The sequence below is a fragment of the Pseudosulfitobacter pseudonitzschiae genome, assembly GCF_002222635.1.
Taxonomy (GTDB): domain Bacteria; phylum Pseudomonadota; class Alphaproteobacteria; order Rhodobacterales; family Rhodobacteraceae; genus Pseudosulfitobacter; species Pseudosulfitobacter pseudonitzschiae_A.
This window is the reverse complement of record NZ_CP022415.1, coordinates 2,972,668-2,991,173: the sequence shown is the minus strand read 5'-3', so window position 1 is coordinate 2,991,173 and position 18,506 is coordinate 2,972,668. Positions and strand designations below refer to the sequence as shown.

Here is an 18,506-nt window from a genome sequence, read left to right as displayed (position 1 = left end):
TCAGCCCAGTTCTTCGGTCGCGGCTGCAGCGTTCTTTTCGTCGCGCAGGCGGTGCAGGTGGGCGATGTAATAGCGCATGTGCGCGTTGTCGACAGTGCGTTGGGCCTCGTGCTTCCATGCGTCATATGCGGCGGCATAGTTGGGAAAGATGCCGACGATATGCAGATCATCGACATTTTTAAACACGTTCTCGGACGGTGTCACAAGCTCGCCTCCAAAGACGAGGTGCAGGCGTTGGGTCATGGGATTGGTCCTTTGGTCGGCGGATGTCTGTCAGGGCGCAGTGTGCGCAAGGCTGTGTGGCGGGGTCAAGCTGATGCTGGCTGTAACGCGGTGTGCAGCCCTTCGTGAACCAAGGGCGTTGCCGCGATGATGCCGTTCAGCGTTGGGTGCGGGTTGTTGAATTTCAGGGCCAAGCCTGCGCGGTCGGTGATGGTCCCGCCCGCCTCGGTCACGATCAGCGCACCGGCGGCAATATCCCATTCCCAGCTGTCGCGCAGGGTCAGCATGCCGTCAAAGCGCCCCTCGGCTACCAGTGCTAACCGGTAGGCCAGCGACGGGCGGTGTCCGGGTTTCAGCGCAGGCGGTACGCCACTGCGCCAGTGGTGTGGTTGCAGGGCGGGTTTGGTTACCAAAACCGAGCAATCCCGCATCTGGCGGGGGGCCGAGACAGTCAGCGGGACACCGTTCAGCGCAGCACCTTGGCCCAAGGCTGCGGTATAAAACTTGTCCAGCATCGGTAGATAGACGGCGGCGGCGGTAATCTGCCCGCCTTGGGCCACGGCGATGCTGTGCGCCCACGTCTTGCTGCCTTCTACAAAGCTGCGGGTGCCGTCGATGGGGTCGATGATAAATACGGTATCTGTGTCCAGCCGTGCCGCTGTGTCTTCGGTTTCTTCGGACAACCAGCCATAGTCAGGGCGGGCGGTGCGCAAGACGTCGGTCAGCATATCGTTGACGGCCAGATCCGCCTCGGTCACCGGACCCGCACCGCCGGCTTTGTCCCACCGCTGTGCAGCAGGGCCGGTAAAGCTGGTGGCGATACGGCCCGCCCTGCGCGCCGCGTCGATCAAAAGGGGAAGGTCAGCTGCCGGCAAGGGTCATTCCCGGCACCAGCAGGGACGGCACCACTCGGCTGAGGTGCGTGCGTGCATCATTGGCAGGCACGATGGCACGTAGCATGTCGCGCAGGTTGCCTGCGATGGTGCATTCGTTCACAGCGTGGGTAATCTCGCCGTTTTCGACCCAGTGGCCCGCCGCCCCGCGTGAATAGTCGCCGGTGTTGGGATTGATCGTCGAGCCGATCATCGAGGTGACCAACAGGCCGGTGCCCATGTCGCGGATCAGGTCGGCGCGGCTGGCGTTGCCTTGGGTCAGGGCCACGTTCCAGATGCTGGGCGACGGACCGGACGAGGTGCCGCGCGCCGCGTTGCCCGTTGATGGCATATCCAGCTTGCGCCCGTTCGCCAGATCCAGCGTCCAGCCTGTCAGCACGCCGTCGTCTACGATGGCGCGGCGGGCGGTGGGCAGCCCCTCGGCGTCAAAGGGACGCGAGCCGGAGCAGCGGGGGCGGTGCGGATCTTCGATCAGGGACAGGTCATCTGGCAGGATACTTTCGCCCAAGGCACCCAGCAACCACGATGACCCGCGTGCAATCACAGCGCCGTTTACCGCCGACAGCAGGTGGCCGATCAGAGTAGAGGACACACGTTCGTCGAACAGCACCGGATAGGTGCCGGTGCGTGGCTTGCGGGGGTTCAGGCGGGCGATGGCGCGCTCTGCGGCCTCGCGGCCAATCTCTTCAGGGCTGCGCAGGTCGGCCTGAAAAATGCGCCCGTCGCCCGAATGGTCCCGCTCCATCCCAGCGCCGGTGCCTGCGATAGCGACACAGCTGATGCCGCGATCGGTGCGGGCATAGCCGCCGGAAAAGCCGTTGCTGGCCGCGACATGCACCTGCCGCGCTCCATACGCCGCCGAGGTTTGCGACACCTGGCTAACACGGTCCTGCGCCAGCGCCGCTGCTTCGGCGCGGCGGGCGTTGTCTTCGAGTGTTGCGGCGTCGGGTTCGGGGGTGGGATCGTTCAGTTCCAGTACATCAATGTCCCAATCCTGTACCAATTGGTCGGGATCAGCGAGACCTGCATAGGCATCCTGAGGTGCTTCGCGTGCCATCGCCACGGCGCGCGCTGCCATTTCGGAGATTGTCCGATCAGATATGTCCGAGGCCGACACATTTGCGGTGCGCTGCCCGACAAAGACCCGCAGGCCGATGTCTACACCTTCGGACCGCTCTGCATGTTCCAGCGCGCCTGCCCGCACGTCGACCGACACCGAGGTGCCTTGGACCGCCATTGCATCTGCCGCGTCGGCACCCGCTTTTGCGGCGGCTTTGAGCAATTGGTCGGTCAGTGCATCAAGGGAACGGGTCATCAAAATCTCCGGCTGAATTGGGCATCAGGTAGCCTTCGTGCCCGCTGCGCACAAGGGGGCGACCCTGTTGCGCCGGAAAAAGAGGGTGCCAAGGCGGCCTTTGCCTGCGCTGCGGGCATCCGCTGTCATCGCAGTCGAAAGGCGCACGCGATGTGACCGAGAGGGTGCGGTTTTCCGCTGTAAGCAGGGGCTTATATGCGCCGGATAAGCGCGCTGCCAATAGCTTTGGCAGGGCAATCGCCACAAGTGAGGGTAAGACGACAGCACCCGTTGCCGTCCGCATCAAACTGAAAATGAGGATACCATGCGTAAATTTGCTCTGATTACCCTTCTGGCCTTTGCCGCCCCTGCCTTTGCTGCCGACCTGACCGCCGATACCATATTGGGCAACTCGATGGACGAGGTGAAAACCACCCTGACCGACATGGGCTATGAGGTGCGCAAGACCGAGATGGAGGATGGCAACATCGAAGTCTATTTCGTCAAAGACGGCAAAATGGGCGAAGTCTATGTGAACCCGGTAACCGGCGGTATCACCAAACTTGAAATGAAGAACTGATCATGTCGGTTGTGTCTGAATCTGCAAGCGGGCGCGAAGGCGCCCGCGAAGTGGTCGTCTGGGATCCGCTGGTGCGTTTGATCCACTGGTCGCTGGCCCTGATGATCCTGCTGAACGGTGCTTTTACCGACGACGATGGTGCCTTGCATCAATGGGTTGGCTATGTAGCGCTGGGGCTGGTTGGCATACGCACCATCTGGGCCATCATCGGGCCACAACACGCGCGGTTTGCGGTTTTTCCACCCAGTCCGATGCGGGCTCTGCGCTATTTGCGTGCCCGAGACCGGACCGTGCATCTGTCGCACAACCCGTTGGGTGCATTGATGGTCTATAATCTGTGGCTGACCGTGATTGCCCTTGGTGTGACCGGATACATGATGACGACACCGAAGTTTTTCGGTCTTGAATGGGTCGAGGAAGTGCATGAACTGGCGTTCAACTGGCTGATGCTATCGGTTGCACTGCATGTGGCTGGCGTTGTCTTTGACACATGGCGATCCGGTGTCAATCTGGTGCGTGCCATGATAACAGGACGCAAACGTATTCCCAAGGGAACCTCGGTAGAATGAAGCGACCCTTGCGGCCTGCCAAGGCAAAGGAACGACGCGCCACAGTGCTTGCAGGGGTTATCATCCTGCAAGCGCTCTGTGCGGTTTTCTTCATCGTTGATGTGCTGCAAGACATGCGCGAAGGGGTGCATCTGGATGACTTGCATCTGACCCTTGAAAGTCTGGCAGCACTTGTCCTGCTGGTTGGGGTCGTGTTCCTAATGGTCGAGTTGCGTCGACTGTTGAACCGGATGAGCGATATGGACGCGGGCCTGAGGGTGGCACAGGGCCAGATGGCGGGTGTCATGGACGGCTTTTTTGAGGACTGGAACCTGACCGCCGCCGAACGCGACATCGCGATCATGATCTGCAAGGGTCTGGACAACGACGAAATAGCACAGGTCCGCCACACGGCAGCGGGCACTGTTCGGGCGCAGGTCACGCGCATCTATGCCAAATCCGGCACCCATGGCCGTAGCCAGTTCGTCAGCCTGTTTCTGGACGAGTTGATGTCGGGCGAGTTTGGCGAGACCGTGCCGCAAGAGACACCGCAGCCGCAGGTATAACGCAAACTCGGACTGTATCAGCGCAGATGCACGCCGCGCGTGACCCATTCGCAAGGACTAAGCGTGCGTCCGCCCTTGGGTGACCAAACATCGAATAGCTTTGCCGGATTGCCACTGGGGCATTCTCAATGGCAAACAAAAAGGGGCGGCACCTGTGCGCCGCCCCTTCTAGCAGATTATCCAGACGCTTATTTCAGGCGCTGACCGTTGGCCAGAACATGACCTGCTTCGTTGATCTCGATCTTTGAGTTCAGCGTGTCCGGTGCGTCGCCGGGGACGGCAAACAGGCCCATCATCATCCGTGCGCCCTGTGCCTGCTCTTCGGGCAGCAGGCCCATTGCCACCAGCTTGTCGATCAGACTGTTGCCGCCGACCAATGTCAGGTCAGCGCCGCCGGTCGGCTTGGGCATTCCGTCAAAAGTTTCTGTATCGCTGTTGTCAAAGGTGAACGCCCCGGAGCCATTCAGCGATGCACCGACGGCCTCGACGGTCACGTCCTTGATCTCAAGCGCGTTCAACTCGCCGGGGGCCTCGCCCGAGGTTTCCATCGCAGCCGCTTCTTTGGGGTCAAGGAAGTTGACCATCAGTGTCGCCTTGCCCACCAGATCAAGCGCGATGGTGGCAGGATCACGCGGCAACTGAGCTTGCGGGTCGAACATGCCCCACAGAGCCTCCGACATTGTGAACCCTTCAAAGGCCAGCTTCAGGCCAAAGTCCTGTTCCTCATCCGACTTCTGCACGGGAAACAACAGGCCAAAGGCCATATTCTCCATGTTCAGGTCAATCGGGATCGGCATTTGCGTCATAAGCGCCTTGAGCACCACACCGGATTGTGAACCGGAATAGGACAGCCCGTCACTTGTCATCGCCACCGATAAAGCGCCGCCGAGCGACGACGAGTTCAGCGTGCCCCCGCCATCGGGGCCGTCGAATGCAATGTCCGATTTGCCCTGACCAGCGGTGAATGTGCCCTCAAAACCGAAACCGGCCTCGATCATCGCATTTACGTCTGACGGATCGTCGATGGATGGAATGTTGCCACCGCCGGTAAAGGCAAGCGTGTCGACGCCGCCAGTGATCGTGGCCGAGCCATCATCGTCGGGGCTGGCAAAGGCCATGTCATAGGTCACGGCACCTGTGTTCATCGTCTGGCTGACATTACGCAGATCACCCTGCACAATCCGTGACACCCCGCTCATGTCGTCGAAGGTCACGTTGACGCGGGCAATGTCCGGACCGATGGGAGCCTCATCGACTGTCAGGTTCGACAGTATGATGCCCATGGTATCTGCGGAATATGTATAGGTCATGTCCTCGATGCTGCCGGTGACGACCATCGCAAAGCCTGTCTGGGAATAGTCGATCGCCATATCAAAGGACTCGCCTTCGGCGGGGTCCGCCGTGGCGGTGATCTTGCTGACAGCGGGAATTTGCACCGATACGCTGCCGTCACCGACATCGGTAAAGGTCAGGCTGTCCATTATCATTGCGCTGGTGACGGTGTCGCCTTCTGCGGAAAAGTCCATTTCCATACGCACGTCGGACACGGTCAGGGTATCGCCTGACTGGGTTTCGGTGCCGGCCACTTCGTACCCCATATCGCTCATGTAATCGCGCCAGTTGTTCCAAACTTCGGCGGGGGTCAGATCGGCGTATGCGGCAGTGGTCCCAAGGCAAATGGCAAGGGCGGTGCTGCTGGAATAGCGGGCAAAACAGGTCATAAAATTGATCCTTTAAGGGGTGGTTAAACGCGGGATTGGCACATGGTGTTGCAGGGGCCGCCGCACGTCAAGGGGGAGTAGGGTCAGGATTCTCCCCACTGGACGCCGCCTGACTTGCGCACTACCCCTTGGGCGCAAACAAACAGGGGAGCCCGTAATATGGACATGACAGGACAAGTGGTGATGATCACCGGCGCAAGCCGTGGCATCGGGGCCGAAACCGCGCGGATTTTTGCCGCTGCCGGGGCCAAAGTGGCGTTGCTGGCGCGCAGTGAAGGCGACATTGCCGAACTGGCCGGTGAAATCGGAGACGCGGCGATTGCGATTCCCTGCGATGTCAGCCGCTATTGGGAGGTCGAGGCAGCGGTGAACGCCACCGTCAAAACCTTTGGCGGTCTGAACGTGCTGGTCAACAATGCAGGTGTGATCGAACCCATCGCGCATCTGGTCGATGCAGACCCTGCCGAATGGTCCAAGGTGATCGACATCAATCTGGGCGGCGTCTTCAACGGCATGCGCGCGGCGGTGCCACAGATGATCAAGGGCGGTGGCGGTTCGGTGCTGACCATCAGTTCGGGTGCGGCCCACGGTCCGGTCGAGGCCTGGAGCCACTATTGCGCGTCCAAGGCGGCGGTGCATATGCTGACGGCCTGTCTGGACAAGGAAAACGCCGCTGACGGCATCCGCGCAATGGGCCTGTCACCCGGCACGGTCGCCACCCAGATGCAGCGCGAGATCAAGCAAAGCGGTGTGAACCCGATCAGCCAGTTGGATTGGTCCGACCACATCCCCGCTGATTGGCCCGCCAAGGCGTTGCTGTGGATGTGTTCGGAGGCCGCCGACGGCTACTGTGGTCAGGAAATCTCGCTGCGCGACGAAGACATTCGCGCCAAGGTCGGCTTGTCATGATCGAGCTTGCCCAAGAGGGTGGTATCTGGACGGTAACGATCAACCGTCCGGACAAGGCCAATTCACTGACGCCCGGGATGCTGGCCGAACTGGGCGACATCGCCGAAAGTGCTGCGCAGGCGCGTGCGCTGATCCTGACGGGGCGGGGCAAGGTGTTCAGCGCGGGCGCTGATCTGGACGCCGCGCGCGCGGGTATGGCCACCTCGCCCGATTGGGAACGGTTGTCTGCCGCCATTGCCCGGCTGCCGGGGCTGACAGTTGCCGCGCTGAATGGCACGCTGGCGGGCGGCGCGACGGGCATGGCGCTGGCCTGTGATCTGCGCATTGCCGTGGCAGGGACCAAATTTTTCTATCCGGTGATGAAGCTGGGCTTTTTGCCGCAGCCCTCTGATCCGGTCCGTATGGCGGCACTGATCGGCCCTGCGCGCACCAAGTTGATCCTGATGGGGGGCCAGAAGATCGACGCCGACACCGCGCTTGCCTATGGTCTGATCGACCGCATCGTGGACGCCGATGCGTTGTTGCAAACCGCCCGCGACATCGCTGCCGATACATTGGCCGCTGACCCCGCCATCGCGCAGCAGATCAAGGCGATGTGCGCTCCCGCCTGATCCTTCATCTTGCGGGAAAAACTCCGGGGGAGGCGCGAAGGCGCCGGGGGCGGAGCCCCTTTTTGAAAACAATATGGCAGGGCCTCTACCGTCCCCGCCGTTTGCCTGGAACCTTTGACGCAAAGCCGGGCGGGCGTTTGGCCACCCAATCCAGAAACCGCGCCATACGGGGATCGGCTCGGATCGTTTCGGGCGTGTTGTACTGACGCGCCAGTTCGGTTTCGGAAAATGTCCGGTGGACTTCGCGGTGGCAGATATGATGCAGCAGAACCACCGGTCCGCCCTTGCCGCCTTTCAGCTTGGGGATAAGGTGGTGCAGGCTTTGCGGCACGTCGGACGGAATCGGACGCAGGCACAGCGGGCAGACGGGCGATTGACTGGCATCGGGCATCGTCGGGCTTGATCCTTGGCGGGCAGGCGGGCAAGACGGGGTGTTCGCGAAAGGAAATGGCGTTGCAACAGGATCTGTCCACAAAAACCGCCGCCGTGATTGGTGCAGGCCCCGCAGGGCTGATGGCCGCCGAGGTGTTGGCCAAGGCGGGCGTGCAGGTCACAGTTTATGACGCCAAACCGTCGGTGGGCCGCAAATTTCTGATGGCGGGCAAGTCTGGCCTGAACCTGACGATGGATGCGCCGCTTGACCAATTCGTGCCGCATTATGCCGAAGCTTCTGACACCCTGCGCCCTATACTTGACGGTTTTGGCCCCGCCGCCGTGCAAGACTGGGCGCGCGGGTTGGGGCAGGAGGTTTTTACCGGATCATCGGGGCGCGTTTTCCCCCGCGCGATGAAGGCGTCGCCGCTTTTGCGCGCGTGGTTGGCGCGGCTGAATGACTTGGGCGTACAGCTACAGACACGCTGGCGCTGGATCGGTTGGGACGGTGCCGCGCTGACATTCGATCACGGGCGGGTGACGGCGGACGTAACCATTCTGGCGCTGGGCGGCGCCAGCTGGGCGCGGCTGGGGTCGGACGGGGCGTGGGCGGATATCCTGCAAGGGCAGGACATTGCCGTTGCCCCGTTCGGGGCGGCCAATGTCGGGCTGCGTGTGGACTGGTCGGTGCATATGGCGCCGCATTTCGGTCAGCCGGTCAAAGCCGTCGCGTGGAACGCGGGCGACACGACCTCTCGTGGCGAGGCGATTCTTTCGGCCAAGGGGCTTGAGGGGGGCGGCATCTATTCTATTGCCCGCGCAGTACGCGAGGGTACCGCGCTGGCGGTTGATCTGATGCCGGACCAGAGCGTGAGCCAGGTGGCCGAGCGGTTGGCGAAAAAGCGCGGCAAGGAAAGTCATGCCAACCATATTCGTAAAACGCTGAAGCTGGAGCCTTTGAAACTGGCGCTGGCGCAGGAATGGGCGCGGCCATTGCCGCAAGACCCGCAGGCGCTGGCCCGTGTGCTCAAGGCGTTGCCGGTGGCCCACGCCGGGTTGCGCCCGATGGACGAGGCGATTTCGACCAGTGGCGGGCTGCGCTTTGATGCCCTCGATCCGCACCTGATGCTTAACGCCCGACCGGGTACCTTTGCCGCAGGCGAGATGCTGGATTGGGAGGCCCCGACAGGCGGATATCTAATCACCGCGTGCATGGCGACAGGGCGCTGGGCGGCGCAGGGGGCCGTTGCCCACCTGCACGCCGCTGCCTAATGGTTGAGGGCTGCGCGAAACGCCGGGCGGGCGCGCATCCGTTTGAGGTAGTCCTTCAATTTGTCGTCCAGCGGTGGAAAGCCTGCGCCCGCCGCCCAGCCCATGCAATGCGCCGCAAGAATGTCCGGAACGGTCATCTCGTCACCCATCAGAAATTCTGATTGCAAGCGGTTCGACAGGACTTTCAAGGATTGCGCGTAGCGATCATGCATCTGTTGCTCCAGACCGGGCAGCGCGTCCTTGTGGCGGGTGTTGGTCCACAGCGTCGCGTCAATCTCGTCGATCAGCCACAGGGTCATCGCATCCTGATGCGCCCGTTGCGGGGTGCCTGCTGGTGCGGTGAATTTGCCATGTTTGTCGGCAAGATAGGTCATGATCGCCACACTGTCGGTCAGGCTGTGGCCGTCGTCGATCAGCGCCGGGATTTTACCCAGCATGTTGTGCTGTAGCGCTGTATCCGAATGTGGGTTTGCAGGCTCTTGTTCGTATGCTTCGCCCAATTCCTCAAGCAGCCACATCACGCGCAGCGTCCGGGTCTTGGTGGCGCCGATGACAGTGTACATAACCAGTTCTCCTGAATTTTGGGCCAAGGATGGCGTGGCTCGGGATCGAGACGCAAGGCGTTGCACGCAATGTGTCCGGACGTAACAGCGTGCTGACAAAAATTGTCATCACCGGTGGATAGGTTGTCTTTGTTCCAGAAGAGGAGAACCAAGATGGCACGAACAGGATCCTGTCTTTGCGGCGCAGTCCGCTATAGCGTCACGGCAGACGTAAGTCACACAGGCGCCTGCCATTGCGGCATGTGCCGCAAGTGGTCGGGGGGCGTTTATCTGGGGATCGAGGTCGCCGCACAAGACTTTGACCTGCAAGGGCAGGACAATCTGACCGTTTATACATCGTCGCCTTGGGCCGAGCGGGCCTTTTGCAGCTCTTGCGGGTCCAGTATCTATTATCGCGTCACCGCACAGGGGCCGCATCATGGCACGTATCATGTGGGGATGGGAACGCTGGACAATGTGGCCAACATTACGCTGGATGGCGAGATTTTCATTGATTTGAAACCGGACGGCTATGCGTTCGCCGGCGAAACGCAAAAAATGACCGAGGCCGAGGTGATGGCCATGTTCGCACCCGGCTGAAGCCTAGCGCGCGCCCAGCATCGCCAGCCGGATAAAGGCGCGTTCGACCAGCGCCATGGCAGGCGCGTGCTGTCCCGCAGAGCGTAGGGCAAGGTCGGTATCGGTCAGCACCGTCAGCGCGGTTTCCAGCTTGGCCGGTCCCCAGTTGCGGGCCTGTGCCAGCATCCGGTCGCGGTTCGGCCCCCAGATTGGCGGGCGGCCTGAAGTGTCCACTGCGGCGCGGTGCAGACTGCGGAAATGGCGCATCGCTCCGATGCACAGGGTTACTGCGGTCACCCCTTGGGCCTGTAGCTTTCGCATAACCGGCCCGATGTCGGCGGCGCGGCCATCGCCCACGACCAACAGCACGTCGTCCACGTCCGCCTCGGTCGAGGTGGGGGCGTTGGCGACGATGTCTTCGGCGGTCAGCGGGGTGCTGTCGCCGTGTTTGTACAGGCTGATTTTTTCCAGCGTCTGACGGAAATCACCGGGGTCCAGATCGCGGGCCAGATCGTTCAGCATATCCATCACCGCGCGGTCGGGGGCGGTAACCCCCGCCTCGCGCAGGGCGGATTCGATTTCGTCGCGGGTGGGCGGGTTGTCGTAAATTCCGACTGCCAGCGCCGACTTGTGGCTTTCAAAGGCTTTGCGCAGCTTTGATGTCGGTTTGAGCGCGCCCGCCGACACGATGATTTGTGCATCACCTGCCTGCCAGTCGGCCAGCGCCGCGATGATCGTCTCGGCGTTGTTTTCGTTGGCATCTTCGACAAAGGCGGCGCGGGGACCGGGGAAAAAACCGATGGCCTTGACCGCATCCAGCAGCATCGCGGGATCTTTGCGCAGGTCGGCGGCGGGGATGCGGGTCAGACGCATTTCCTCTTCGCCCTTGTCGCCGATCAGCGCCTTGAGCATTTGCTGGCGTTTCAGCGCCACGCGCATGGCGTCGGCCCCGTAAATCAGGATGCCGGTGCTGTTCGGATCGGGTTTGGCGAAATAGCCGTTCGCCTGCGCACCCGCCAGTTTCATAGTTTGGTGGCGATCAGCCGGTCCACGATCATGTCACCCAGAACCGTCATCAGCCGCTTGCGGGCATCGCTTTCGGCGGCCAGCGTTGCCACGGTGGTGCCAGTGGCAGAGTAGCCGGTGAAATTGGTGACAGTGCCGGTGCCGACAACCGCGCCATTGGCAGAGTTGGTCAGGATATATGTGGCGGTACCCAGCAGGTTGTATCGGTCGATGTCGCCGTCGGAGTCGATGGCCAGCCCTTCTTGGGTTACGATCAGGTCAATCCCCAGATCGAATGCAGGCGTATCCGCGCGCCCAAGACGGCGTTCGATCTGTTGCAGCATCAGTTGGTCGTCGCGGGTGTCGGGGGCTTCGACCAAAACCCGGCCTTGCAGGGCCGTGCCTGCCCCTTGCGGTCCGTAAACGGGCGCAAAACCGCACGCAGCCAACAACGGCAGAGCAAGCAGGGTTTTATACAACGACATTGACGATCCGTCCCGGCACCACGATCACCTTTTTCGGCTGGCCCCCGTTCAGGGCCTTTTGCACAGGTTGGCTGTCCAGAGCCAGCTTTTCAACATCTTCCTTTGACATATCCGCAGGAACGGTGATTTCGCCGCGCCGTTTGCCGTTGATCTGGATCGGCAGGGTCACGGTGTCATCGACCATCATTGCCGCGTCCGCCTGTGGCCATTCCGCCAGTGTAATCAGACCCGCGCCGCCCTGATGCGACCAGATCGCCTCGGCAAGGTGGGGTGTCATGGGGGCCATCAGCTGGGCCAGTGTTATGATTGCCGTGCGCTGTGCCGGATGACCTGCCTTGGATTTCTGCAAGGTGGCGGTAAAGGCATAAAGCTTGGCGATGGCTGCGTTGAAGCCGAAAGATTCAATTGCCACGGTCACGTCGTGGATGCACTTGTGCATCGCCCGCAGCAGGTCGTCGTCGCCTTCGCCCGCTGCATTTTGATCCATGTCAGTGATCCGGTGCGAGATGTTCCAGACACGGCTGAGATGTTTATACGCGGCCTCGGCCCCCGAGGCGGTCCATTCCACGTCGCGTTCGGGGGGGCTGTCGGACAGAACGAACCAGCGCGCGGTGTCGGCACCATAGGCCGAGATGATGTTCAGCGGATCGACCACGTTGTTCTTGGACTTTGACATTTTGGCCGAGGGAACGATTTCAACCTCGGTGCCGCCGTCTTTCAGAAACGCCCGATCGCCTTTCATCTCGACCGCTTCGGGATAGTGATAGACAGGGCGGCCATTGTCGCCAGCGGTTTGGTAGATTGCGTGGGTCACCATCCCTTGGGTAAAGAGCGCGTCGAACGGCTCGATCGCCGTCGCAGGCAGGTGGCCGGTGATCTGCATCGCGCGGGCGAAGAAGCGTGAATAAAGCAGGTGCAGGATCGCGTGCTCGACACCGCCGATGTACTGATCGACATTCATCCAGTACGCGGCATCCTCGGCGTTGGTGGGCGTGTCGGCGCGGGGTGCTGTGAAACGGGCATAGTACCACGACGAATCAACGAAGGTGTCCATCGTGTCGGTTTCGCGTTGCGCCGGTGCGCCGCATTTGGGGCAGGCACAGTCGCGCCACGTGGGGTGACGGTCCAGCGGGTTGCCGGGCGTGTCAAAGCTGACGTCGTAGGGCAGCTCGATCGGCAGGTTCTCTTTCTTTTCGGGGACCACGCCGCAGGTTTCGCAATGCACCACGGGAATCGGGCAACCCCAATACCGCTGACGCGACAGACCCCAGTCGCGCAGCCGGTATTTGGTCACGCCTTGGCCCACGCCGTTTGTCTCGCAGGTCTCGATCGCCTCGATGACGGCTGCGTCGCCGGTCATGTTGCGGGGCTCGCCACCCAGCGGGCGGCTGAAATGCACGGTCACGTCCTTGCCGGGCACAAAGGCCGCGCCGCCGTCTTCGGGGGCGGTGAACCCTTCGGTGTCGGTGGGCACAAAGGTAGATGTCACCGGCAAATCGTATTTGCGGGCAAACTCCAGATCGCGTTCGTCATGCGCAGGGCAGCCAAAGATCGCGCCGGTGCCATAGTCCATCAGGATGAAGTTGGCGATATAGACGGGCAGCTCCCACGATGTATCAAAGGGATGGCGCACGCGCAGGCCGGTGTCGAAACCCAGCTTCTCGGCGGTCTCGATCTCGGCGGCGGTGGTGCCGCCCTTGCGACATTCGGCGTTAAATGCTGCAATACTGGCGTTGTCACGCTCCAGCGTTCTCGCCAGCGGATGATCGGGCGAGATGCCGACAAAGGACGCACCGGCCAGCGTGTCGGGGCGCGTGGTGTAAACTTCGATGCGGTCAAAGCCTTCGGGCGCAGGCGCGCCATCATCCGGCTGGCCGATCAGTGAAAAGGCAAATTGCAGCCCGCGCGATTCGCCGATCCAGTTTTCCTGCATCAGCCGCACCTTGGCGGGCCAGTTGTCCAGACCGTCCAATGCGTCTTTCAGCTCTCCGGCCATGTCGGAAATCTTGAAAAACCACTGCGTCAGCTCGCGCCGTTCGACCTCGGCGCCGGAACGCCAGCCTTTGCCGTCGATCACCTGTTCGTTGGCCAGAACGGTCATGTCGACCGGATCCCAGTTCACTTGTGCGTTCTTGCGGTGGACCAGACCCGCATCAAGGAAATCAAGGAACAGCGCCTGCTGTTGCCCGTAATATTCCGGATCACAGGTGGCAAATTCGCGCGACCAGTCGATCGACAGGCCCAGCGGTTTCATCTGCCCGCGCATGTCCTTGATGTTGTTATAGGTCCAGTCGCGGGGATGGCCGCCAATGGCCATTGCGGCGTTTTCTGCGGGCATTCCAAAGGCATCCCAGCCCATCGGGTGCAGCACGTTGTGCCCCGTTGCCATCTTATAGCGCGCCACCACGTCGCCCAGCGTATAGTTGCGCACATGGCCCATGTGGATGCGGCCCGACGGATAGGGGAACATTTCCAGCACGTAATATTTGGGGCGGCTCTTGTCGCGTTTGGCTTGGAAAATTCCGGCCTTGTCCCACGCGTCCTGCCAACGGGCTTCGATATCGGAGGGGGTATAACTGGGCATGTGCAATTGTCCTGTCTGACACGAAAACGCCGGGCGAATGGCCCGGCGCAACTGTTAAAGTGATTTGTCCGGCGCTTAAAGCCTGTTGTCGGTGATCCGCAACTGACGTGCGCGGGTCAGGATCGCGTCCTCGATCGCGCGTGTGGTGGCGGCACTTGCCGGACCGCCACGGTTTTGCAGCGCCACGTTCAGCGAACGCGCGTCCAAAGCGGGATCTTTGATCAACACAGTGGCGCGATACGCCTGTCCGCCACCCGGCGGCGTGCCATATCCCGTGACGATCACACCGGTGAACGGGTCGACCGTTTGCACGGGCAGGAAATCCAGCACTTCCAGCGAAGCCTGCCAGATATAGCGGTTCACCAACACTTCGGTCTCGTTCGATTTGCGGTTGAACGCGTTCCAGATCGTGTTGGTTGTGTCGATATTCCGTGGGTGGGTTGGGTCCGAATAATGCTCCGGACGTTCGGTCGCAGGACTGCCGATGCGTCCAAGCGAGCCACACGCTGTCAATGCGCCAAGGGCCACAATGACACCTGCGAATTTAAAGAAGGATTTGAGCCCCATACCTGCACACCTATGCCTGTTTGGCACTTGGTCTACCCAAGCAAGGGTGTCGGGGCAAGGTCTATGTCGGAAACTGCCGCGTTTGGGGTGAATTCGCCGGTGTATACATTATAATGTAAATGCCCCTCGCAGCGGCATGGCCGAACTGTTTTCAGGAGTATGCCAAAAATGTGGTGTGGCAAAGCTGCATCAATAGTCGAACACATTGTCTCGCTGCGATGCACTTTGCTTGCCAACATGGGGGCAAAAGAGGGAAACACCCTTCATACCCTCATCGGATTCCCCGACGTGGGCATGTGAAATTTGAAACTCGAGGGACAACTCATGAAAAAAGTTCTCTTCGCCACGACTGCTCTGGTCGCCACCGCTGGTGTCGCAGCTGCAGACGTTACATTCGGCGGCTACGGTCGTTTTGGTATCATCCACGTTGAAGGTGCCGCTAACGAAACAACAATCACCAGCCGTTTCCGTCTGCAAATCGACGCGACAGCCGAGTCCGACTCCGGTATCGTTTTCGGTGCCCGTGCGCGTATCCAACAGGATAACGACGGTTCGGCAAATGGTGACCGTTTGGGTCAAGATTCTTCGTCCAACTCCGGCGCTTACCGTGCTGATCGTCTTGAAGGCGGCATCAACGGCGTTCGTTTCTTCGTTCGCTCCGGTGGTCTGGAAGTCGGCGTTGGCAACATCTTTGGCGCGATCGACTCCATGCCCGGCATGTACCCCACAGAGTTGGGTCTGACAGGCCTGTCGTATGACTACATCATCAACGGCGCTGGCGCGTTCTCGGATACCTATGACTCCGATGGTAACGGCGCTGCGGGCCGCAACGGTGTTGAAGTCATGTACTCCATGGGCGACCTGAGCATGCACCTGTCGTATGCCGAGTTGGACACTGGTGCTGCCTTTAACGGCGTTCTGGAAGGCGACCGTCTTGCAGCTCACGTTGCTTACACGTTCAGCGGCTGGACCGTTGCTCTGGGTCTGCAAGACTCCGACATCGTGACAGACACCGAAGCTGCTCTGACAGTTTCCGGTTCGGTTGGCATTGCTGACCTGACATTCGGCTATGCAAACAACGGCACACAGGGCGACGCGTTCGCGATCAACGCCGGCTTTGACATCGGCGCTGCAACACGTATGAACGTCGTTGTTCTCGACCAAGAAAACTACGTTGACACCGTTTACGGTTTCGGCGTGACACACGACCTGGGTGGCGGTACCTCCATCCGCGGTGGTATCCAGAACAACAACGCCGGCAACACCGTTGCCGACCTGGGTGTTCGCTTCAACTTCTAAGTTGATCGGCATCTGACGATTTGGGGCAGTCCTTTGGGGCTGCCCCTTTTCTTTTGCGCCCCCTTTTCTTTCGCCCCCCTGCCTTGGTATCTGGGGACAGCAAAGGGAGTGACGCATGGGACTTCAGGATATTCAGGACCGGATCGCCAAAGCCTGCACCGACGCAGGGCGTGCGGCGGGGTCGGTTCAGTTGATCGCGGTCAGTAAAGTACAGCCGAACGACCGTGTCCGTACCGTTCTGGAACAGGGCCATCGCTGTTTCGGTGAAAACCGCGTGCAAGAGGCGATGGGCAAGTGGCCCGATTTCCGCGAAGATTTCGACGGCATCGACCTGCACCTGATCGGCCCGTTGCAAAGCAACAAGGCGCGGGCGGCTTTTGGTCTGTTTCAATCCATCCATTCGCTGGACCGCCCCAAGCTGGCAACGGCACTTGCGCGGATTGCACAGGAAGAGGGGCATTGCCCCGAGTTGTTTATTCAGGTGAACACCGGCGAAGAGGACCAGAAAGCAGGCGTTCTGCCCGCGCAGGCGGATGGTTTTGTCGCTGAATGTCGCGCAATGGACCTGCCGGTGCGCGGGTTGATGTGCATCCCGCCCGTAGACGAAGAGCCGGCGCTGCATTTCGCCCTGCTGGCCAAAATCGCGGAACGCAACGGGCTGGCAGGTCTTAGTATGGGGATGAGCAGCGATTTCGAGCGCGCCGTGGCACTGGGGGCTACGCATATCCGCGTAGGGTCGGCCATTTTCGGGGACCGCGTTCCCGCCTAGCGTAGCTGCGGTATGATCAAGCGCGTGCCGATGCTGATACGCGCCGCGATCCGCGCCAGATGGTCAGGGCGCAGGGCCACGCACCCTTCGGTCGGATAGCCCGGCCTGCGCCAGCGGTGCATGAAGATGGCCGAACCGGCACCCGCCACGGCATCGGGCCAGTTCCAGTCGGTCACGATCACCAGATCATAAAGCGGATCGGCACGGCGCAACGCCTCGTGACTGTGGGGATAGGGCGCGCGGACCTGATGGTTGTAATCCGGCCGGCCCGAGGCATCAGACCACAAATCGCGCGGACCTATGGGCGTGGCCCACGGCGCGGGTGCGGTGATCCGGTCGGGGCGGTACAATATGCCCACAACCCGATGACTGCCCACAGGGGTCGCGCCATCGCCCTCGCGCTTGTTCTGCGACAGCCCGCCCTTGCCGATGGTGCAGGGATAGACCCGCCCGCCCAAGCGCAGCCCGCGCGGGGTCAGAACCATATCGGCGGGGGTCACAGCAGATGCCCCGATTTGCGTGCTTTTGTGGCCAGATAGGCGGTGTTATGGCGGTTTTCGCCCACTTTCAGCGGCACGCGTTCGGCAACGGTGATGCCGCAGGTGGTCATCATATCGACCTTTTTGGGGTTGTTGGTCAGCAGGCGCACCGCCGAAAACCCCATAGATTTCAGAATGTCCGCGCCAAGGCGAAAGTCGCGTTCGTCGTCTTCGAATCCCAGTCTGTGGTTGGCCTCGACGGTGTCAAAGCCTTGATCTTGCAGGGAGTAGGCGCGCATTTTGTTGGCCAGCCCGATGCCGCGCCCCTCTTGGTTGAGGTACAGCAGAACGCCCGCGCCCTCGGCCCCCATCTGGGTCAGCGCGCCGCGCAGTTGCGGGCCGCAGTCGCATTTCAGCGACCCCAGAATATCGCCGGTGAAACAGGCCGAATGCAGCCGTGCCAGAACAGGCTTGCTGCGGTCGGGGCGGCCGATTTCGATGGCGTAATGTTCCTCTGCGCCGTCTTCGGGGCGGAAAATGTGCAGCCGCCCTGCCTCTGACGCCTCCATCGGCAAGCGCGCGGCCACAATCGGATGCAGCGGGCTGGCTGACGCGATGTGATCGGCCAGCCGCGCCAGCGGCAGCGCGGTCAGGGCATGCCGTGCCGCAAAACTGTCGGCATCATCCATCGGCAGCACCACGGCGGCGGGCAACAGCCGCGCAGATTTGCACAAAGCCAGCGCTGCGCGGTGCGCAAGGGCGCTGCCGTCACGGTCGGATTGCAGCGGCCCCTTCATCGGGCTGCGCAGGTCGTCGGCGGGGTCTGCGATGGCCTGCACCCATGTCAGCGACGCATCTTCGGGCAGTTTCAGTCGTGCAAGGTCGCCATCATAGGCGCGCGCTTTCAGTGTTTCGGCCCGCCGCGCGGTGATCGCCAGAACAGGCGCACCGCCAAGGGCCAGAATGTCGGCCAATCGCTGGGGCGAGAGCGTTTCCGCCGCCAGAACCAGCGCGGCATTGTCTCCGGTCAGAACCACAGGTACGCCCATGCGCAGATCGGCGCGCGCCCGCGCAAGCTGTTCGATGATGTCGGGGGTAAAGGCCATGTGCCGCGTCCTGATGTTTCTTGTGAGGTGATGTAAGCTATGCGAACCGGAAATGAAACATTTGCCCTGTTTGGCACACGACCGCGTGAGAGTTCTGTCGCAA

The 18,506-nt window shown here is 61.3% G+C and carries 21 protein-coding genes; 9 read left to right on the top strand and 12 right to left on the bottom strand.

Annotated elements, in window-relative coordinates; genetic code table 11:
• The 3 genes from SULPSESMR1_RS14745 to SULPSESMR1_RS14735 form a co-directional block, all read right to left on the bottom strand.
• A complete protein-coding gene (locus SULPSESMR1_RS14745) occupies window positions 1-243 on the bottom strand; it encodes a DUF4170 domain-containing protein (protein ID WP_089421510.1) in 243 nt (80 codons plus the stop codon).
• Between the two features lie 65 nt (window positions 244-308).
• A complete protein-coding gene (locus SULPSESMR1_RS14740; protein ID WP_089421509.1) occupies window positions 309-1,097 on the bottom strand; it encodes an inositol monophosphatase family protein in 789 nt (262 codons plus the stop codon).
• The gene (locus SULPSESMR1_RS14735; protein WP_089421508.1) at window positions 1,084-2,430 is read right to left on the bottom strand and encodes a TldD/PmbA family protein; all 1,347 of its coding nucleotides are present in this window, start codon (window positions 2,428-2,430) and stop codon (window positions 1,084-1,086) included. The genes SULPSESMR1_RS14740 and SULPSESMR1_RS14735 overlap by 14 nt, the downstream gene beginning before the upstream one ends.
• A 304-nt stretch (window positions 2,431-2,734) precedes the next feature.
• Between SULPSESMR1_RS14735 and SULPSESMR1_RS14730 the strand changes: the two genes are divergently transcribed.
• The 3 genes from SULPSESMR1_RS14730 to SULPSESMR1_RS14720 are packed head-to-tail and all read left to right on the top strand — an operon-like array spanning window position 2,735 to window position 4,103.
• Window positions 2,735-2,989: a PepSY domain-containing protein gene (locus tag SULPSESMR1_RS14730; RefSeq protein ID WP_089421507.1), complete on the top strand. Its 255-nt coding sequence runs from the start codon at window positions 2,735-2,737 to the stop codon at window positions 2,987-2,989.
• A gap of 2 nt (window positions 2,990-2,991) precedes the next feature.
• On the top strand, window positions 2,992-3,558 hold the full coding sequence (locus SULPSESMR1_RS14725) for a cytochrome b/b6 domain-containing protein (RefSeq protein ID WP_198362803.1): 567 nt from the start codon (window positions 2,992-2,994) through the stop codon (window positions 3,556-3,558).
• Window positions 3,555-4,103, top strand: coding sequence for a helix-turn-helix transcriptional regulator (locus tag SULPSESMR1_RS14720; protein WP_240311400.1), 549 nt, complete (start codon window positions 3,555-3,557; stop codon window positions 4,101-4,103). The genes SULPSESMR1_RS14725 and SULPSESMR1_RS14720 overlap by 4 nt, the downstream gene beginning before the upstream one ends.
• A 188-nt stretch (window positions 4,104-4,291) precedes the next feature.
• Here the strand turns inward: SULPSESMR1_RS14720 and SULPSESMR1_RS14715 are convergent, their stop codons facing one another.
• A complete protein-coding gene (locus SULPSESMR1_RS14715) occupies window positions 4,292-5,824 on the bottom strand; it encodes a DUF2125 domain-containing protein (RefSeq protein WP_089421506.1) in 1,533 nt (510 codons plus the stop codon).
• A gap of 159 nt (window positions 5,825-5,983) precedes the next feature.
• Here SULPSESMR1_RS14715 and SULPSESMR1_RS14710 point away from each other — a divergent pair, with 159 nt between their 5' ends.
• Window positions 5,984-6,733: an SDR family oxidoreductase gene (locus SULPSESMR1_RS14710; protein WP_089421505.1), complete on the top strand. Its 750-nt coding sequence runs from the start codon at window positions 5,984-5,986 to the stop codon at window positions 6,731-6,733.
• Window positions 6,730-7,344: an enoyl-CoA hydratase/isomerase family protein gene (locus SULPSESMR1_RS14705; protein WP_089421504.1), complete on the top strand. Its 615-nt coding sequence runs from the start codon at window positions 6,730-6,732 to the stop codon at window positions 7,342-7,344. Before SULPSESMR1_RS14710 ends, SULPSESMR1_RS14705 begins: the two co-directional genes overlap by 4 nt.
• An 85-nt stretch (window positions 7,345-7,429) precedes the next feature.
• Here the strand turns inward: SULPSESMR1_RS14705 and SULPSESMR1_RS14700 are convergent, their stop codons facing one another.
• Window positions 7,430-7,735 carry an HNH endonuclease gene (locus SULPSESMR1_RS14700; protein WP_089421503.1) on the bottom strand — a complete coding sequence of 102 codons (306 nt, stop codon included), beginning with the start codon at window positions 7,733-7,735 and terminating at the stop codon, window positions 7,430-7,432.
• 56 nt (window positions 7,736-7,791) lie between these two features.
• Here SULPSESMR1_RS14700 and SULPSESMR1_RS14695 point away from each other — a divergent pair, with 56 nt between their 5' ends.
• Complete coding sequence (locus SULPSESMR1_RS14695; RefSeq protein ID WP_089421502.1) at window positions 7,792-8,988, top strand: TIGR03862 family flavoprotein; 1,197 nt, start codon at window positions 7,792-7,794, stop codon at window positions 8,986-8,988.
• Here SULPSESMR1_RS14695 and SULPSESMR1_RS14690 read toward each other — a convergent pair.
• Window positions 8,985-9,551, bottom strand: coding sequence for a glutathione S-transferase family protein (locus SULPSESMR1_RS14690; RefSeq protein WP_089421501.1), 567 nt, complete (start codon window positions 9,549-9,551; stop codon window positions 8,985-8,987). The two genes, SULPSESMR1_RS14695 and SULPSESMR1_RS14690, sit on opposite strands and share 4 nt — an antisense overlap.
• 153 nt (window positions 9,552-9,704) lie before the next feature.
• Between SULPSESMR1_RS14690 and SULPSESMR1_RS14685 the strand changes: the two genes are divergently transcribed.
• Window positions 9,705-10,130, top strand: a complete 426-nt coding sequence (locus SULPSESMR1_RS14685; protein ID WP_089421500.1) for a GFA family protein — start codon at window positions 9,705-9,707, stop codon at window positions 10,128-10,130.
• A 3-nt stretch (window positions 10,131-10,133) separates the two neighbouring features.
• Here the strand turns inward: SULPSESMR1_RS14685 and holA are convergent, their stop codons facing one another.
• The 4 genes from holA to SULPSESMR1_RS14665 all read right to left on the bottom strand — a co-directional run bounded on the left by holA (window position 10,134) and on the right by SULPSESMR1_RS14665 (window position 14,750).
• Entirely contained in the window at window positions 10,134-11,135 is a 1,002-nt protein-coding gene (gene holA / locus SULPSESMR1_RS14680) for a DNA polymerase III subunit delta (protein WP_089421499.1), read from the bottom strand.
• A complete protein-coding gene (lptE, locus tag SULPSESMR1_RS14675) occupies window positions 11,132-11,599 on the bottom strand; it encodes an LPS assembly lipoprotein LptE (RefSeq protein WP_089421498.1) in 468 nt (155 codons plus the stop codon). The genes holA and lptE overlap by 4 nt, the downstream gene beginning before the upstream one ends.
• Window positions 11,586-14,183, bottom strand: coding sequence for a leucine--tRNA ligase (gene leuS, locus SULPSESMR1_RS14670; protein WP_089421497.1), 2,598 nt, complete (start codon window positions 14,181-14,183; stop codon window positions 11,586-11,588). Before leuS ends, lptE begins: the two co-directional genes overlap by 14 nt.
• A gap of 75 nt (window positions 14,184-14,258) precedes the next feature.
• Entirely contained in the window at window positions 14,259-14,750 is a 492-nt protein-coding gene (locus tag SULPSESMR1_RS14665) for a DUF3576 domain-containing protein (protein ID WP_089421496.1), read from the bottom strand.
• A gap of 324 nt (window positions 14,751-15,074) precedes the next feature.
• Here SULPSESMR1_RS14665 and SULPSESMR1_RS14660 point away from each other — a divergent pair, with 324 nt between their 5' ends.
• Complete coding sequence (locus SULPSESMR1_RS14660) at window positions 15,075-16,049, top strand: porin (RefSeq protein WP_089421495.1); 975 nt, start codon at window positions 15,075-15,077, stop codon at window positions 16,047-16,049.
• Window positions 16,050-16,164: 115 nt separating this feature from the next.
• On the top strand, window positions 16,165-16,818 hold the full coding sequence (locus tag SULPSESMR1_RS14655; protein ID WP_089421494.1) for a YggS family pyridoxal phosphate-dependent enzyme: 654 nt from the start codon (window positions 16,165-16,167) through the stop codon (window positions 16,816-16,818).
• On the opposite strand, the gene SULPSESMR1_RS14650 is transcribed toward SULPSESMR1_RS14655, so the two are convergent.
• Together SULPSESMR1_RS14650 and ribA are read right to left on the bottom strand one after the other, a co-directional pair.
• Window positions 16,815-17,318: a L,D-transpeptidase family protein gene (locus tag SULPSESMR1_RS14650; RefSeq protein ID WP_089421493.1), complete on the bottom strand. Its 504-nt coding sequence runs from the start codon at window positions 17,316-17,318 to the stop codon at window positions 16,815-16,817. The genes SULPSESMR1_RS14655 and SULPSESMR1_RS14650 overlap by 4 nt on opposite strands.
• Window positions 17,315-18,403, bottom strand: coding sequence for a GTP cyclohydrolase II (ribA, locus tag SULPSESMR1_RS14645; RefSeq protein ID WP_089421492.1), 1,089 nt, complete (start codon window positions 18,401-18,403; stop codon window positions 17,315-17,317). Before ribA ends, SULPSESMR1_RS14650 begins: the two co-directional genes overlap by 4 nt.
• Window positions 18,404-18,506: the final 103 nt, after the last annotated feature.

Coding starts and splice junctions, on each gene's coding strand:
- SULPSESMR1_RS14745 (WP_089421510.1), bottom strand. CDS start 243: ATGACCCAACGCCTGCACCTCGTCTTTGGAGGCGAGCTTGTGACACCG.
- SULPSESMR1_RS14735 (WP_089421508.1), bottom strand. CDS start 2,430: ATGACCCGTTCCCTTGATGCACTGACCGACCAATTGCTCAAAGCCGCC.
- SULPSESMR1_RS14730 (WP_089421507.1), top strand. CDS start 2,735: ATGCGTAAATTTGCTCTGATTACCCTTCTGGCCTTTGCCGCCCCTGCC.
- SULPSESMR1_RS14725 (WP_198362803.1), top strand. CDS start 2,992: ATGTCGGTTGTGTCTGAATCTGCAAGCGGGCGCGAAGGCGCCCGCGAA.
- SULPSESMR1_RS14720 (WP_240311400.1), top strand. CDS start 3,555: ATGAAGCGACCCTTGCGGCCTGCCAAGGCAAAGGAACGACGCGCCACA.
- SULPSESMR1_RS14715 (WP_089421506.1), bottom strand. CDS start 5,824: ATGACCTGTTTTGCCCGCTATTCCAGCAGCACCGCCCTTGCCATTTGC.
- SULPSESMR1_RS14710 (WP_089421505.1), top strand. CDS start 5,984: ATGGACATGACAGGACAAGTGGTGATGATCACCGGCGCAAGCCGTGGC.
- SULPSESMR1_RS14705 (WP_089421504.1), top strand. CDS start 6,730: ATGATCGAGCTTGCCCAAGAGGGTGGTATCTGGACGGTAACGATCAAC.
- SULPSESMR1_RS14700 (WP_089421503.1), bottom strand. CDS start 7,735: ATGCCCGATGCCAGTCAATCGCCCGTCTGCCCGCTGTGCCTGCGTCCG.
- SULPSESMR1_RS14695 (WP_089421502.1), top strand. CDS start 7,792: ATGGCGTTGCAACAGGATCTGTCCACAAAAACCGCCGCCGTGATTGGT.
- SULPSESMR1_RS14690 (WP_089421501.1), bottom strand. CDS start 9,551: ATGTACACTGTCATCGGCGCCACCAAGACCCGGACGCTGCGCGTGATG.
- SULPSESMR1_RS14685 (WP_089421500.1), top strand. CDS start 9,705: ATGGCACGAACAGGATCCTGTCTTTGCGGCGCAGTCCGCTATAGCGTC.
- holA (WP_089421499.1), bottom strand. CDS start 11,135: ATGAAACTGGCGGGTGCGCAGGCGAACGGCTATTTCGCCAAACCCGAT.
- lptE (WP_089421498.1), bottom strand. CDS start 11,599: ATGTCGTTGTATAAAACCCTGCTTGCTCTGCCGTTGTTGGCTGCGTGC.
- leuS (WP_089421497.1), bottom strand. CDS start 14,183: ATGCCCAGTTATACCCCCTCCGATATCGAAGCCCGTTGGCAGGACGCG.
- SULPSESMR1_RS14665 (WP_089421496.1), bottom strand. CDS start 14,750: ATGGGGCTCAAATCCTTCTTTAAATTCGCAGGTGTCATTGTGGCCCTT.
- SULPSESMR1_RS14660 (WP_089421495.1), top strand. CDS start 15,075: ATGAAAAAAGTTCTCTTCGCCACGACTGCTCTGGTCGCCACCGCTGGT.
- SULPSESMR1_RS14655 (WP_089421494.1), top strand. CDS start 16,165: ATGGGACTTCAGGATATTCAGGACCGGATCGCCAAAGCCTGCACCGAC.
- ribA (WP_089421492.1), bottom strand. CDS start 18,403: ATGGCCTTTACCCCCGACATCATCGAACAGCTTGCGCGGGCGCGCGCC.